This is a genomic window from Enterobacter sp. PL1 (assembly GCF_945957325.1).
Lineage (GTDB): Bacteria > Pseudomonadota > Gammaproteobacteria > Enterobacterales > Enterobacteriaceae > Enterobacter > Enterobacter roggenkampii.
The window spans coordinates 26,288-41,477 of record NZ_CAMFKT010000031.1 but is presented as its reverse complement, the minus strand read 5'-3'; the positions used below and the strand labels follow the sequence as shown (position 1 = coordinate 41,477).

The window sequence follows — 15,190 nt, the reverse complement described above, 5'->3', positions numbered from 1 at the left end:
ATCTTCGGTGGAGCGGTAGTTCAGTCGGTTAGAATACCTGCCTGTCACGCAGGGGGTCGCGGGTTCGAGTCCCGTCCGTTCCGCCACTTATTAAAAGCCCTGAGCATTAGCTCAGGGCTTTTTTCTTATCTGACGTTTAATTATTGCGAAATCAGCAAAAATCCTCTGCATTTTGCGATCTTTTTCTCTATAACACCGCCAGCGATAATCGTCCTCAGTTTACGAACATAATGATTGAGGAATAGTATGACTCTCCCTGCATTTGGTCTGGGCACTTTCCGCCTGAAAGACGACGTTGTTATCGCATCAGTTAAAACCGCACTCGAACTGGGTTATCGTGCTGTTGATACGGCGCAGATCTATGAAAACGAAGCTGCCGTTGGACAAGCTCTCGAAGAGAGCGGTGTACCGCGTAATGAGCTGTTTATTACCACGAAAATCTGGATTGAGAATCTCAGCAAAGACAAGCTGATCCCAAGCCTGAAAGAGAGCCTGAAAAAACTGCGTACTGACTACGTGGATCTGACGCTGGTCCACTGGCCATCACCGAACGATGCCGTCTCCGTGGAAGAATTCATGCAGGCGCTGCTGGAAGCGAAAAAACAGGGCTTAACGCGTGAAATTGGGATCTCCAACTTCACGATCCCGCTGATGGAAAAGGCCATTGCTGCTGTTGGCGCAGAAAATATTGCGACCAACCAGATTGAGCTCTCTCCATATCTGCAAAACCGCAAAGTGGTGGACTGGGCAAAACAGCATGGGATCCACATCACCTCATACATGACGCTGGCCTACGGTAAGGCGCTGAAAGATGAGGTGATTATCCGTATCGCCGAAAAGCATAATGCGACGGCTGCGCAGGTAATACTGGCTTGGGCAATGGGTGAAGGTTATGCCGTGATCCCATCATCCACTAAGCGTGAAAACCTGGCGAGCAACCTGTTAGCAACGGATCTTCATCTGGATGCTGACGATAAAAAAGCGATCGCAGCCCTGGAGTGCAACGATCGCCTGGTCAGCCCGGAAGGCTTAGCGCCAAACTGGGATTAAGTTTGACCCACCCTCTGTAACCTGAACCCTCACACAGCTCCTCCGGGAGCTGTTTTTATATGTTCACTCAGAAAATCGATAAAGGCACGAATGCGCGTACTCACCGCTCTGTCGCTGTAATACACCGCGCTAAAAGGCATTTCGACTGGCAGGCGTTTATCGGCCATCAATTCCACCAGTTCACCCCGCGCAATCTCCTTATCAATCATATAGTCAGACAAACAGGCGATACCGTTGCCTTCAAGACACAATTGCTTCAGCGTCTCCCCGCTGTTGGACGACAACCCGCAGGTGATCTCATGCAACTGACCGTCAGGGCAGGCGACAGGCCAGGTATTCAGCGACACGGGTTCCGTAAAGCCCAGACACAGATGCTGTTTCAACTCTTCAACCGTTTCAGGTTTGCCATGTTCAGCGATGTATTGCGGCGAGGCGATAATTTTACGGTAGCTGGCAAACAAAGGACGCGCACGCAGGCTTGAATCCGTCAGGGTTCCCGCCCGGATCGCCACATCCACTTTACGTTCGATAAGGTTGATAAAGGTCTCGGAGGAGACCAAAGAGAGTGTCATTTCCGGATAACGCTCACGAAAAGGTTTGATCAGCGGCATCAGAAAGTGCAGAACCACCGGTGTGGCCGCATCAATGCGCAGCAACCCACGCGGCGTGCTGCGGGTCTCCATAATCTCCGTCTCCGCTGCCGCCATCTCCTGCAGTACCGACTGCACGCGGCGAAAATAACGCTCACCTTCCTCCGTCAGGCTCAGCTGCCGCGTCGTTCGGTTGAGCAGACTCACCCCAAGCTTCATCTCCAGCTTTTTTACCGAGCGGCTGATGGCTGAGTTAGCCTGTCCCAGCTGTTCGGCAGCGCGGCTAAAGCTGCCGCTTTCAACCACGGCGACAAAGATTATCAGCTCTTCTGACGTTGCTTTCATTGTTGCACCACCCGCAAAATTCTATTGAGATTTTGACCATTTTTGTTATTTAAGCACTGGCGCATACTGCCTGTCATCTTAATCCTGATGATACGGAGTATTTTATGCCACTGGCGCTACTTGCCCTGACGATCAGTGCCTTCGCAATTGGCACGACCGAATTTGTTATCGTGGGGCTGGTCCCCACCATTGCTAACCAGCTTGCGATCTCGCTGCCCTCTGCCGGATTGCTGGTGTCTATCTATGCCCTGGGCGTTGCCGTCGGTGCGCCAGTCCTGACGGCCCTGACTGGACGTTTCCCACGTAAGCAGCTGTTAGTCGCACTGATGGTGCTGTTCACTGCTGGCAACATTCTGGCCTGGCAGGCGCCGGACTACACCACGCTGGTCATCGCTCGGCTGTTGACCGGCCTTGCTCACGGGGTGTTCTTCTCGATTGGTTCTACTATTGCAACCAGCCTGGTACCCAAAGAGAAAGCGGCATCCGCCATTGCGATCATGTTCGGTGGGTTGACCGTTGCACTCGTTACGGGCGTACCGTTGGGCACGTTTATCGGACAACACTTCGGCTGGCGTGAAACGTTCCTGGCCGTCTCCCTACTGGGCGTCATTGCCCTGGTGACCAGCCTGCTGCTGGTGCCGTCGAATATTCCTGGCCGGGCCAGCGCTAGCCTGAGCGATCAACTGAAGGTACTTACGCATCCGCGTTTGCTGATCATCTACGCGGTTACGGCGCTGGGCTATGGTGGCGTATTCACTGCTTTTACCTTCCTGGCACCGATGATGCAGGACCTGGCGGGCTTCTCTCCCAACGCCGTGAGCTGGATCTTGCTGGGGTACGGTATTTCCGTTGCGATTGGCAATATCTGGGGCGGCAAGCTTGCGGATAAGCATGGTGCGGTACCGGCGCTGAAATTCATCTTCGCCGCGCTGGTTGTTCTGCTGATGATTTTCCAGTTCACCGCCTCGATACAGTACGCCGCGCTGGTCACGGTACTGGTCATGGGGATCTTCGCTTTTGGTAATGTGCCAGGGCTTCAGGTTTACGTTGTACAGAAAGCTGAGCTTTATACGCCAAATGCGGTGGACGTGGCATCGGGGCTGAACATTGCCGCATTTAATATTGGTATTGCGCTGGGTTCAATTATTGGCGGACAAACCGTCGAGCACTTCGGATTGACCCAGACCCCGTGGATTGGCGCGGTGATTGTCCTGATCGCCTTCCTGCTGATTGGCCTGAGCGGACGTCTGGATAAGCCAGCCCGCATTGCGCTGGGGTAACATCAGTAAGCGCTGGCTTACAAAACTGGAAAGCGGTTTCTCAGAAATTGCGTTGAAAGTGTGACCTAAAGTCCCTATAACATTAGAACCAGTCCGTTTTCCGGACTGGTTCATGTTACAGAGGCTGTTTCCAAAAGTGCGAAAAAATACCTATGCCATGCGTTATGTTGCCGGAATGCCCGCGGAGAGGATCTTGCCTCCGGGGTCGTTTGCGAGCATCAGTCAGGCATTACCCGCCGGCACACCGTTAAGCAGCGATGAAAAAATCCGCGTACTGGTGTGGAATATCTTTAAGCAGCAGCGTGCGGAGTGGTTATCGGTACTCAAGAATTTTGGCAAAGATGCCCATCTGGTTCTGCTCCAGGAGGCGCAAACCACCCCTGAGCTGGTCCGGTTTGCCACCACTCACTATCTTGCCGCCGACCAGGTACCGGCCTTTGTTCTGCCTCAGCACCCCTCGGGGGTGATGACGCTTTCAGCAGCACATCCGGTCTATTGTTGTCCATTGCGCGAACGCGAGCCTATCCTGCGTCTGGCGAAATCGGCACTGGTGACGGTCTATCCACTGCCGGATACCCGTATGCTGATGGTCGTGAATATCCACGCGGTAAACTTCAGCCTGGGCGTGGATGTATATAGTAAGCAGTTACTTCCGATCGGCGATCAGATTGCGCATCATAGTGGGCCGATCATTATGGCCGGTGATTTCAATGCCTGGAGCCGCCCGCGCATGAATGCGCTGTACCGCTTTGCGCGCGAAATGTCGCTGCGTGAAGTCCGTTTTAGCGATGACCAGCGCAAAAAAGCCTTTGGTCGTCCTCTCGATTTTGTCTTCTACCGTGGTTTAAGCGTGCACGACGCCTCTGTGCTGGTGACGCGCGCCTCCGATCATAACCCTCTACTAGTCGAATTCAGTCCCGGCAAACCTGATAAATAATGGTGTGTCAGGTCTGCCGTGGGGCAGACCTGCGCGGGTGCTGCCCTTCTATTTTTAACCCACAAAGGACAGTGCGATGAAAACAACACACTCCCATCATGACAACGTAGAAAAACAGTTTGGTTCTCAGGCAAATGCCTATCTGAGCAGCGCCGTGCACGCTTCAGGTCGCGATCTGGTGCGTCTCGGTGAACGTCTGTCGGCATTCCCGCAGGCGCACGTGCTGGATTTAGGCTGCGGGGCAGGGCATGCCAGCTTCACGGCTGCGCAGCAGGTGGCGCACGTAACCGCATATGACTTATCCAGCCAGATGCTGGAGGTGGTTGCTGAAGCGGCGAAAGCGAAGGGACTGGGCAACATTGATACGCGTCAGGGCTATGCCGAATCCTTACCTTTTGATGATGCCTCGTTTGAGGTGGTGATCAGCCGTTATTCCGCGCACCACTGGCATGATGTTGGCCAGGCATTACGCGAAGTCAAGCGCGTTCTGAAGCCGGGTGGCATCTTCATTATTATGGATGTCATGTCACCTGGGCATCCGGTACGTAATATCTGGCTGCAGACGGTGGAAGCGCTGCGCGACACCTCCCATGTGCAAAACTACGCCAGCGGAGAGTGGTTATCGCTGATCGCTGAAGCGGGGCTGATAGCGCGTTCGTTAATCACAGACCGTTTACCGCTGGAATTTAGCTCGTGGATAGCGCGTATGCGCACCCCGGAAGCATTAAGCCAGGCTATCAGGCTGTATCAGGAGAGTGCGTCGGCAGAGGTGAAGGCGTATTTTGAACTGCAGGACGATGGTTCATTTACCAGCGATACCATCATGGCTGAAGCGCAAAAAGCGGGATAAACAAAAAAGGCACCGAGGGGAATCGGTGCCTTTTTATCTTTCGGTCGTGTTATCAGGAGTCTGGCGTCGCGCTGTTCTTCACAAACAGCGTTAGCTGGTCGCCCGGTTTCAGATTGTCAGTATCGTTGTTCCAGCGCATCACATCTTTGATGTTCACGCCGTGACGTTTTGCGATACTGGACAGCGAATCACCCTTGCGCACGCGATAGGTTATGCTATCGCTGTTGCTGGCGAGACGCTGTGCGCTGCTACCTGCACCCACCGTCAGAGTTTGACCCACTTTCAGGCCTGAACTGCGCAGGTTATTCCACTGCTGCAGATCTTTCGCATTCACGCCAAGACGTGACGCAATGCCCGAAAGCGTATCACCTGAACGAACCTTATAGCTGCGGCTGTTAACTGATGATGCATCCGCGATCAGCGTTGACTGAACGGCGGCGATTTCACCCGAAGCTAAAGACTCACGTAACTGCTCAGCATGTTTCTGCGGAACCATTACATACTGCGGGCCACTCGCCCCCAGCGTTGAGCCTTTAACGCCAGCATTAAAGGTTTTCAATTTACTTACCGACATACCCGTCATATCAGCAACCTGTTGAATATCAACCGGATTGCTGAGGCGAACACGCGCCAGTGCACGACTTTCGTCTGGTGTTGGCAGTTGTACACCGTAACGCTTGCTGTTCTTGAGAATATCGCTCAAAGCCAGCATTTTCGGTACGTAAATCTTTGTTTCCTGTGGCAGTGAGAGCGACCAAAAATCGGTGGATTTACCCCGTGCTTTATTCGCTTTCATTGCCTTCAGTACACGACCTTCGCCGCTATTGTACGCTGCGACCGTTAACAGCCAGTCGCCGTCAAACATCTTGTTCAGACGTTGCATCATGTCGAGAGCGGCTGTCGTTGAAGCGACAACATCGCGACGCGCATCATAGTTGCGGGTCTGTTTCAGACCATAGTTTCGCCCGGTGCTCGGAATGATCTGCCAAATGCCTGCGGCATTGGCGCCAGACGTCGCGTGTGGGTCAAAAGCGCTCTCCACTATGGGTAGGAGTACCAGCTCCATAGGCATGTTACGTTTCTTAACTTGCCCGGCTATCCAGTACATATACGGCTCTGCCCGTAACGTTACATCGTGGAGATAGCTCTTATTACTTAAATACTTCTGTTTCTGTTCGCGAATCCGGCTGTTTTCCGGAATTCCCATCTTTAGCTCGTCGCCAATAGAGGTCCACAAGTCTTGCTCCTGCGCGAAAGATGTCCCATCGTCCATCCAGCGCGCCGAACTTGTAAACTTCCCTGCTTCCCCTTGACCAGCTGCAGAAAGGCTCTGTGCGTGCTGTTGTACGTTGCTGCCGTTCTGCGACTGGCAACCTACAAGCAGGACAGAGGCGAGTAATATCGCTTTTGCCTTCATGTGTGTGTCAATAGTTGCTTAAAAGACGAGCGATGATAACGGCGAATTTTTGAAAAGGCAACCAGCAATTATCTGAAGTTATCTTTCTTTGACCTTAACCATGCAAATCGCTGTTCTGGTTGTTGCAAATTTGTTTCTTGGTTAATTTTGCTAATTAAATCAATATCATCTGTTCGCAAAAATAAATTAATTTGGCGCTCGTTTTTCAGAATTACGGGGAGTGTGTTTTGGTTTTTTGCACGTAACTCCTTCACTTTGTGATAATAATCCTGAATCGCCCGATCCTCAGGCAACAGGCTGACGGCAAACTTCATATTTCCTAATGTATACTCATGTGCGCAACAAATAACGGTGTCATCGGGTAATGCGTTAATCTTCTGTAAAGACTGATACATTTGCGCTGGTGTTCCTTCAAACAACCTTCCGCAGCCCCCTGAGAACAGCGTGTCACCGCAAAAAAGATAAGGCTTACTGTAGAAACACAGATGTCCCAAAGTGTGACCCGGTGTGGCAAATACGGAAAACTCCCACTCGCGTATGAGGATTTTTTCGCCTTCTTCGACTACTTGCGTGACACCCTTATCTTGTGCCTCTGACGGTCCGTAAACCACAACATGCGGAAAATGGGTACGCAGTTCAGGTACACCGCCCGTATGATCGTTATGGTGATGCGTCAACAGAATGGCTTCCGGCTGCCAGCCGTTCTCTTCTATTGCGCGCAATACGGGGGCGGATTCTCCGGGATCGACAATGACGCATCGACGTTCATCGTCAACCAAAACCCAGATGTAATTGTCCTCAAAAGCAGAAATACTGATAAGATTCATACATTACCTCTTATAGCGTGGCGGGTGTGTTGATGAAACCGGCAAGGATACCTCAGACTGTCGCAGCACCGGAACGTTGGGCGGAACTGCCCTGGGGTGAATACTATCGCGAGGCGTTAGAGCAACAGCTGAAGCCCTGGCTCGCGAAAATGTATGGCTTTCACCTGCTTAAGATTGGCAATCTCAGCGCGGAAATCAATACCGAAAGCTGCGCTATCTCGCATCAGGTGAACGTCTCTCTCGGCGGATCGCCGGTTCAGGTGAAAGCAGACCCGTTACATCTGCCGTTTGCGGAAAAATCCGTTGATGCGTGTTTGCTCGCACATACGTTACCCTGGTGCAGCGATCCGCACCGTCTGCTTCGCGAAGCCGATCGCGTGCTGATTGATGACGGCTGGCTGGTGCTGAGCGGATTCAACCCGCTGAGCCTGATGGGCCTGCGAAAGCTGGTACCGGTGCTGCGCCGGACGCCGCCTTACAACAGCCGGATGTTCACCATGATGCGCCAGCTCGACTGGCTGTCACTGCTTAACTTCGAAGTGCTCTGCTACGGCGGTTTTCAGGTGCTGCCCTGGGCGCGGCAGGGGGGCGTCTTGTTGAGCACGCATTTGCCTGCCTTAGGCTGCATGCAGTTTATCGTCGCGCGTAAGCGAACCATTCCCCTTACGCTTAATCCCATGAAGCAGAGCAAATCGAAAACGCCGATCCGCCAGACCGTTGGCGCCACGCGGCAGTACAGAAAGCCCTGATCAGGATTCAGGCTGATAGCCCGCGTCCTCATGCGCAGGGTTAGCGGCTGCCGCACGCGCCAGTTCGTCACAGCGTTCGTTTTCCGGATGACCGGCGTGCCCTTTAACCCACTCCCACTTAATCTGGTGCTGGCCCAGGGCTGCATCAAGCCGTTTCCAGAGATCGACGTTCTTGACCGGTTTCTTATCGGCAGTCTTCCAGCCGCGTTTTTTCCAGTTATGGATCCACTGGGTAATTCCCTGACGAACGTACTGGCTGTCGGTACTTAACACCACGTCACAATGTTCTTTTAGTGCCTCCAGCGCCACAATGGCCGCCATGAGCTCCATCCGGTTGTTGGTGGTCAGAAAATAGCCTTCGCTAAAAGTTTTTTCATGCTGGCGATAACGCATAATCGCGCCGTAGCCGCCGGGACCCGGGTTGCCGAGACAAGATCCATCGGTGAAAATTTCTACCTGTTTACGCATCTCTGGTAGACTTCCTGTATTTGAAACGTTCAGTTAAACGATAAGTCTGACATAAATGACCGCTATGAGCACTGCAATTACTCGCCAGATCGTCCTCGATACCGAAACCACCGGTATGAACCAGATCGGCGCGCACTACGAAGGGCATAAGATCATTGAGATCGGCGCCGTTGAAGTGGTGAACCGTCGTCTTACGGGGAACAACTTCCACGTCTATCTCAAGCCCGATCGGCTGGTGGATCCCGAAGCGTTCGGCGTTCACGGTATTGCCGATGAGTTCTTGCTGGACAAGCCGACTTTTGCGGACGTGGCTGACGAATTCCTGGAATACATCAGGGGCGCTGAGCTTGTTATCCATAACGCCTCGTTCGATATCGGCTTTATGGATTATGAATTCAGCAAGCTTAATCGTGATATCCCGAAGACGAACACCTTCTGTAAGGTGACAGACAGTCTGGCGCTGGCGAGGAAAATGTTCCCCGGCAAGCGTAACAGCCTGGATGCACTGTGTTCGCGCTACGAGATAGATAATACCAAACGAACGCTCCACGGGGCGTTGCTCGATGCCCAGATCCTCGCCGATGTCTATCTGACGATGACCGGTGGGCAGACGTCTATGAAGTTCAGTATGGAAAATGAGTCGCAGCAAACGCAGGGCGAAGCGGGTATTCAGCGTGTCGTCCGTCAGGCAAGCCGGCTGCGGGTTGTTTTAGCCAGTGATGAAGAGCTGCTTAATCACGAATCCCGTCTTGATCTGGTGCAGAAGAAGGGCGGCAGCTGTCTCTGGCGTGCCTGAAAAAACGCCGGAATGCCTGTAAAAACATCGTTTGGGCGATTTTTGCAGCAAACGATTCAAAACGCGAGAAAAAGCGTTGACGAGATCGGAGGCGCACCGTAATATGCGCCTCGTTCCCCAAACGGGAACAGTGGAGCGGTAGTTCAGTCGGTTAGAATACCTGCCTGTCACGCAGGGGGTCGCGGGTTCGAGTCCCGTCCGTTCCGCCACTATTCAGAAGGCCTGAATCAGAAATGATTCAGGCCTTCGTCGTTTCAGCCAGCTGTGATTCCATTCCCTCTCTTCTGATTTATAGTTAACAAAAAGCTAATATCAATAGTGCAATTAATTAACAAATGCACGCCATTAGTGCATTCTTTGCACTGCCGTTGTGCATTTTTCCACCGCCGGCTATTCAGGCACGAGTCAGATTGTGTCTCTCTGTAAAAAAGAATTCATACAGAATCATCTGCTTATAACCCGCTATGCAAAAAATTACTGAACCAATTGCAGATTGGTTTGGTTATTGCTTAATCATTAGCACGATAAGCGTCATTCCATATCAATAACTTATCGTTAATAAAAATAAAGCAATGATGAAAGCGAGCGAACCAATATGGAAAAACCGTCACGGTTTCTGGCAAATTCCAGCACCGCGCTTGAACAGCTGCGCGGGCTAATCAACCAGCACGAGTCAACACCAGGCACTCCGCTGCCCACGGAACGTGAGCTGTCGGACACACTCGGCGTAGGACGACGTGAAGTGCGTCGCGCGCTGGACGTGCTGGAAGAAGAGGGGCGCATCTGGCGTAAGCAGGGCAAAGGGACCTTTATCGGCCCGGCTGCACCCGTTGAACCGCTGGCCCTTCAGGGATTGGTTCAGCAAACCAACCTTCTGGAAGTGATGGAAGCTCGTCTGCAGCTCGAACCCGGCTTAGCCCGGCTTGCGGCACTGCGTGCCACCAGGGAAAACCTTGCGCTCATGCAGCGCATGCTGGAACGCATCGACAAGGTCAGCCCGGATGACCGCGATCTCAACGAACTGTGGGATAGCGCTTTTCACCGCGCCATTGCGGAAGCGGCGGGCAACCGCCTGATGCTCGGCCTGTTTGATGCCATTGATGCCGTGCGGCGTGAACCGGGCTGGCAGCATCTGCGCGAGCTGGCACGCACCCCCGAGCGTGTCGATAGCTATAACGACCACCACCACAAGATCATGGCTGCCATTATCCATCGCCAGCCTAACGAGGCCGCGACCGCGATGCGCGAACACCTGCTCAGCCTGCAAACCGCCCTGATTCAGGCGATCCACCTCGAGGACGACTTCACGCCATGACGACAATCCCCTTTAAGGACGCCACGCCCGTATTGCAAGTAAAAAACCTCAACGTTACGTTCGCGGGCTCGCCGGTAAGCGTGCTTGACGGTATCTCGTTGACCGTCAGGGCGGGCGAAACGCTGGCGCTGGTGGGAGAATCCGGCTGTGGGAAAAGTATCACCTCCCTGGCGCTGATGGGGTTACTGCCCGCCAGCGCACGGATCGTCAGCGGGGAGATGCAGTTTCGTCGCCATGATCTGCGCAAGCTCTCGCCGCGGGAATATGCCGATCTGCGCGGTAGCGAGCTGGCGATGATTTTCCAGGAGCCGATGACCTCGCTCAATCCGGCGTTTACGCTGGGCGATCAGCTGAGCGAGGCGGTTATGCGTCATCAGGACGTCTCGCGCGCAGAGGCGATGAAGATCGCGCTGCAGATCCTCGAGAAAGTGCAGATTCCGGCAGCAGAGATGCGCCTCAAGGCGTATCCGCACCAGCTTTCCGGCGGTATGCGCCAGCGCGTGATGATTGCCATGGCGCTGATCAACCACCCTAAACTGCTGATTGCCGACGAACCCACCACCGCGCTCGACGTCACCATCCAGGCGCAAATCCTCGCCTTGCTCAACACCTTGAAAGAGGAAACCGGCACGGCGGTGCTGATGATCACCCATGATTTAGGCGTGGTGGCCGAAGTGGCGCAGCAGGTGGCGGTGATGTATGCCGGACAGGTGGTAGAGCAGGGAAGCGTCGAGGCGATATTTGCCGACCCGCAGCACCCGTACACCATCGGCCTGATGGGCTCGATCCCCTCCCTTAGCGCACGCAAGGGCCCGCTTTCCACTATTCCCGGATCGGTCCCGCTGCCGGAATCCATGCCGCAAGGCTGCCGTTTCGCAACGCGCTGCCCGTTTGCGCAGTCGCGCTGCCATGACGAAAAACCGCCGCTCGCCACGCTCGGCGCGGGCCATCGGGTTGCCTGCTTCCGCGTGCCGCTCGAACACCACATCGCCCTGGGAGAGACCGCATGACCACGCCCATTCTGGAAGCTCGGGACCTCAGCAAGCTGTTCCCCGGCCCGAAAAAACTCTTTACCCCCGCCCGGTTTGTGACGGCGGTCGATCGCGTGTCGCTTGCCGTCATGCCGGGCGAAACGCTGGCGATTGTCGGCGAGTCCGGTTCCGGAAAATCCACGCTTGGCCGCCTGCTGCTGCGCCTGCTGGCCGCCAGCGAAGGGCGCGTGTTTTATCAGGGGGAAGAGATCACCCACGCCTCGGGCGCGCGCCTCAATCAGCTCCGCCGCGAGCTGCAGATCATCTTTCAGGATCCCTTCGCCTCCCTGAACCCGCGCATGACGGTGGAGCAGCTCGTCGGTGAGCCGCTGTGGCTGCACCAGAACATGAAGAAAGGGGACCGGCAGTACCGCGTTGCCGAACTGCTTAAGACCGTGGGCCTGCCCGCCGCCTGGGCCGGGCGCTACCCGCACGAGTTTTCCGGCGGGCAGCGCCAGCGTATCGGCATTGCGCGCGCGCTGGCCTCAGGACCAAAGCTGCTGCTGGGCGATGAGCCGGTATCCGCGCTGGATGTGTCGGTGCAGGCGCAGGTGGTCAATTTACTGGAAAGCCTGAAGCACCAGCTGGGGCTGACGATGGTGATTGTCGCCCACGGTCTGGCTGTTATTCGCCATATGAGCGACCGCGTGGCGGTCATGTACCTCGGGCAAATCGTCGAGCTTGCCAGCGTCGATGAGATCTTTGACGCACCGCTGCACCCCTATACCCAGGCGCTGATCGCCTCGGCGCCGCAGATGCAGCCGGGCGCTGAACGCGACGCGCCGCTGCTGCAGGGGGACTTACCGAATCCGGCCAGTCCGCCGTCCGGCTGCCGTTTCCACACCCGCTGCCCGTACGTCACCGACGAATGCCGTCAGGTCGAGCCGATTAATCAGGTGCTCGACGGCGGGCGTCAGGTTGCCTGTCATCGCTGGCAGGAGATCAACCGCGATCGCAGCGTTATCCAGATCGCACCGCCATCCGCTGCTTTTCTGCGCCGCCGCGCGCTGTTTGAACACGCGGCCACCCACTCGTCCCTTCCTTCAAGGAACTCATGATAATGACAATGCGTAATTCTCTTTTGACCGTACTGGGAAGTGTTATGTTGCTTGGCGCGGCGCTGCCCGCCCATTCTGAAAGCGTGCTGCGTATTGGCCTGGGGGCTGACCCGGACATGCTCGACCCGCATCTGGCGCGCACCTACTATGGCCGCTTCGTCTTTGCCTCCCTGTGCGACAGGCTGGTGGATGTGGATGAAAACCTGAAGGTCGTCCCAGGTCTGGCCAAAGACTGGGCGTGGAGTGACGACGGTAAAACCCTGACGCTCAACCTGCGCGAAGGCGTGACCTTCCACGACGGTGAGAAATTCGATGCCGCCGCGGCAAAATACAACCTCGACCGCGCCCTGACCTTAAAAGGCTCCCTGCGTAAAAGCGAGATCTCCTCCGTTGAATCGGTCGAGGTCACCGGTCCGATGCAGATTGCCCTGCACCTGAAAACGCCGGATGCGGCACTGCTGATGCAGCTCACCGACCGCGCGGGCGCGATGATGGCCCCTGAAGCGGCAAAAAAGCCTGACTTTGCCGCCCATCCGGTCTGTTCCGGCCCGTATAAATTCGACAGCCGCGTGTCCCAGGACCGCATCGTTCTGACCCGCTTCGACAACTACTGGAACAAAGACGCCTACCACTTCGACAAAATCATCTATCTGCCGATCCCGGATGCCTCCGTGCGCCTCGCGAACCTGCGCGCGGGCGATCTTGATCTGACCGAAGGCATCGCCGCCAGCGACGTTAAAACCGTCGAAGCCGACAGCAAGCTGGCGCTGGCGAAGGTGACCGGTCTGGGCTATCAGGGCATCACTTTCAACATCAATAACGGTAAGGTGCCCGCCAACGATCCGTTCAAGGACGCTCGAGTGCGCGAGGCGTTTTCTCAGGCCATTGACCGCGATGCGCTAAACCAGGTGGTCTTTGAAGGGTTGTATACGCCAGCCAACCAGGCGTTTTCCACGGTGAGTCCGTATCACGTCAACCTGCCGGTCCCGCCGCGTGACGTCGATAAAGCCAAAGCCCTGCTCAAAGCGGCAGGCGTCACCGCGCCGCTGACCGTCAACCTGCTGGTGCCGAACAACCCAACCTCGCAGCAGGTGGGGCAGGTGCTGCAGGCGATGGTCGCCGAGGCGGGCTTTAACCTGAACCTGCAGATGACCGAATTCGCCACGCTGCTGGACCGCCAGCAGAGCGGGGACTATCAGCTGAGCTTCTCCGGCTGGTCGGGGCGCCCGGATCCGGACGGCAGCATCTACGGCTTTATCAACAGCAAAGGCACCCTGAACGACGGCCGCTACAGCAACGCGCAGGTCGATGAGTGGCTGACCCAGGCGCGCCAGAGTACCGACCAGGCCGCGCGCCAGCCGCTGTACGACAAGGTGGTGAAGCAGCTGCAAACCGACATGCCGATTGCCTACCTCTACTTCGAGCCGCGTATTTTTGGCCTGAATAAAAGCGTGCAGGGATTTAAGCCGTACCCGGACGGCATCGTGCGTCTGGCTGGCTTAACGCTGGTGAAATAAACGTCCTGAGGAGAGCCCATGCTGGAACTGATTTGCAAACGTCTGCTGCTGGCCGTCCCGACGCTGTTGCTGGTGAGCATGATGGTGTTTGGGCTGCAAAAGCTGCTGCCCGGCGACCCGCTGATCGCCATGGCAGGCGAGGAGCGCGACCCGGCAGTCATCGCTCAGCTGCGTGCGGAGCTGAACCTCGATGCCCCGATCCCGGTGCAGTATTTCCACTGGCTGACGCGGGCGCTGCAGGGCGATCTGGGCGTCTCCTTACGCACGCACGAGCCGGTGACGCAGCTGATTGCCAGCAAGCTACCGGTGACGCTTGAGCTGTCGCTGCTGGCGATGATTATCGCGCTGGTGTTTGGCATCAGCATGGGGATCCTCGCGGCGGTGAACAAAAACAGCTGGGTCGATCACGGGGCGAACTTCGTGGCGATCTCGGGGATCTCGATCCCGCACTTCTGGCTGGGGATCCTGTTGATTCTGGTCTTTTCGGTAAACCTGCAGTGGCTCCCTGCGTCCGGCTACGTGCCGTTCAGTGAAGATCCGCTCCAGAACCTGCGCACGCTGCTGCTGCCCGCGTCCGTGCTCGGAACGGGCCTGGCGGCAACGCTGATGCGCCACACCCGCGCCTCGATGATTGCGGTACTGAAGGCGGACTACATCCGCACCGCGCGGGCGAAAGGGCTGCTGCCGAAGGCGGTGATCTTAAAGCACGCCTTTCGCAACGCGCTGGTGCCGGTGATTACCCTCACCACGCTGCTGTTTGGCGAACTGCTGGGCGGCGCGGTGCTGACCGAGCAGGTGTTCACCATTCCGGGCTTCGGCAAGATGATCGTCGATTCGGTATTTAACCGTGATTACGCGGTGGTGCAGGGCGTGGTGCTGATCGTCGCCATCGGCTTCCTGATGCTCAACCTGCTGGCCGACGTGCTTTACGTCCTTATCAACCCGAAAATGCGAGGCTAA

General features: G+C 55.7%; 15 protein-coding genes and 2 tRNA genes. 13 read left to right on the top strand and 4 right to left on the bottom strand.

Going from position 1 to position 15,190, the window contains the following annotated elements; genetic code table 11:
• Positions 1-9 precede the first annotated feature (9 nt).
• Positions 10-86 (top strand) — tRNA-Asp (locus N6P30_RS21205).
• Positions 87-246: 160 nt separating this feature from the next.
• Complete coding sequence (gene dkgB, locus N6P30_RS21200; RefSeq protein ID WP_008500284.1) at positions 247-1,050, top strand: 2,5-didehydrogluconate reductase DkgB; 804 nt, start codon at positions 247-249, stop codon at positions 1,048-1,050.
• 29 nt (positions 1,051-1,079) lie between these two features.
• Here dkgB and yafC read toward each other — a convergent pair whose 3' ends face one another.
• Complete coding sequence (gene yafC / locus N6P30_RS21195; RefSeq protein WP_023293224.1) at positions 1,080-1,985, bottom strand: DNA-binding transcriptional regulator YafC; 906 nt, start codon at positions 1,983-1,985, stop codon at positions 1,080-1,082.
• Positions 1,986-2,089: 104 nt separating this feature from the next.
• Here yafC and N6P30_RS21190 point away from each other — a divergent pair, with 104 nt between their 5' ends.
• The 3 genes from N6P30_RS21190 to N6P30_RS21180 all read left to right on the top strand — a co-directional run bounded on the left by N6P30_RS21190 (position 2,090) and on the right by N6P30_RS21180 (position 5,052).
• Complete coding sequence (locus tag N6P30_RS21190; protein ID WP_023293223.1) at positions 2,090-3,265, top strand: MFS transporter; 1,176 nt, start codon at positions 2,090-2,092, stop codon at positions 3,263-3,265.
• Positions 3,266-3,401: 136 nt separating this feature from the next.
• Entirely contained in the window at positions 3,402-4,202 is an 801-nt protein-coding gene (locus tag N6P30_RS21185) for an endonuclease/exonuclease/phosphatase family protein (RefSeq protein WP_025912579.1), read from the top strand.
• A 76-nt stretch (positions 4,203-4,278) separates the two neighbouring features.
• Positions 4,279-5,052, top strand: a complete 774-nt coding sequence (locus tag N6P30_RS21180) for a class I SAM-dependent methyltransferase (RefSeq protein WP_023293222.1) — start codon at positions 4,279-4,281, stop codon at positions 5,050-5,052.
• A 52-nt stretch (positions 5,053-5,104) separates the two neighbouring features.
• Here N6P30_RS21180 and mltD read toward each other — a convergent pair whose 3' ends face one another.
• Both mltD and gloB read right to left on the bottom strand, forming a co-directional pair.
• Entirely contained in the window at positions 5,105-6,469 is a 1,365-nt protein-coding gene (mltD, locus tag N6P30_RS21175; protein WP_023293221.1) for a murein transglycosylase D, read from the bottom strand.
• 68 nt (positions 6,470-6,537) lie between these two features.
• Complete coding sequence (gloB, locus tag N6P30_RS21170) at positions 6,538-7,296, bottom strand: hydroxyacylglutathione hydrolase (protein ID WP_021242868.1); 759 nt, start codon at positions 7,294-7,296, stop codon at positions 6,538-6,540.
• Between the two features lie 32 nt (positions 7,297-7,328).
• On the opposite strand from gloB, the gene N6P30_RS21165 reads away from it, so the two are divergent.
• A complete protein-coding gene (locus N6P30_RS21165) occupies positions 7,329-8,045 on the top strand; it encodes a class I SAM-dependent methyltransferase (protein ID WP_008500277.1) in 717 nt (238 codons plus the stop codon).
• On the opposite strand, the gene rnhA is transcribed toward N6P30_RS21165, so the two are convergent.
• Positions 8,046-8,513, bottom strand: coding sequence for a ribonuclease HI (gene rnhA, locus N6P30_RS21160; protein WP_008500276.1), 468 nt, complete (start codon positions 8,511-8,513; stop codon positions 8,046-8,048). It abuts the gene before it with no gap.
• 64 nt (positions 8,514-8,577) lie between these two features.
• Between rnhA and dnaQ the strand changes: the two genes are divergently transcribed.
• The 7 genes from dnaQ to N6P30_RS21125 all read left to right on the top strand — a co-directional run bounded on the left by dnaQ (position 8,578) and on the right by N6P30_RS21125 (position 15,190).
• Positions 8,578-9,309: a DNA polymerase III subunit epsilon gene (gene dnaQ, locus N6P30_RS21155; protein WP_025912581.1), complete on the top strand. Its 732-nt coding sequence runs from the start codon at positions 8,578-8,580 to the stop codon at positions 9,307-9,309.
• A gap of 132 nt (positions 9,310-9,441) precedes the next feature.
• Positions 9,442-9,518 (top strand) — tRNA-Asp (locus N6P30_RS21150).
• A gap of 386 nt (positions 9,519-9,904) precedes the next feature.
• Entirely contained in the window at positions 9,905-10,624 is a 720-nt protein-coding gene (locus N6P30_RS21145) for a FadR/GntR family transcriptional regulator (protein WP_021242871.1), read from the top strand.
• The gene (locus N6P30_RS21140) at positions 10,621-11,634 is read left to right on the top strand and encodes an ABC transporter ATP-binding protein (RefSeq protein ID WP_023293219.1); all 1,014 of its coding nucleotides are present in this window, start codon (positions 10,621-10,623) and stop codon (positions 11,632-11,634) included. Before N6P30_RS21145 ends, N6P30_RS21140 begins: the two co-directional genes overlap by 4 nt.
• On the top strand, positions 11,631-12,713 hold the full coding sequence (locus tag N6P30_RS21135; RefSeq protein ID WP_023293218.1) for an ABC transporter ATP-binding protein: 1,083 nt from the start codon (positions 11,631-11,633) through the stop codon (positions 12,711-12,713). The genes N6P30_RS21140 and N6P30_RS21135 overlap by 4 nt, the downstream gene beginning before the upstream one ends.
• Before the next feature lie 2 nt (positions 12,714-12,715).
• Positions 12,716-14,230 carry an ABC transporter substrate-binding protein gene (locus N6P30_RS21130; protein WP_023293217.1) on the top strand — a complete coding sequence of 505 codons (1,515 nt, stop codon included), beginning with the start codon at positions 12,716-12,718 and terminating at the stop codon, positions 14,228-14,230.
• 18 nt (positions 14,231-14,248) lie between these two features.
• Positions 14,249-15,190 (top strand): ABC transporter permease, encoded by a 942-nt coding sequence (locus N6P30_RS21125; RefSeq protein WP_008500268.1) that lies wholly within the window; start codon positions 14,249-14,251, stop codon positions 15,188-15,190.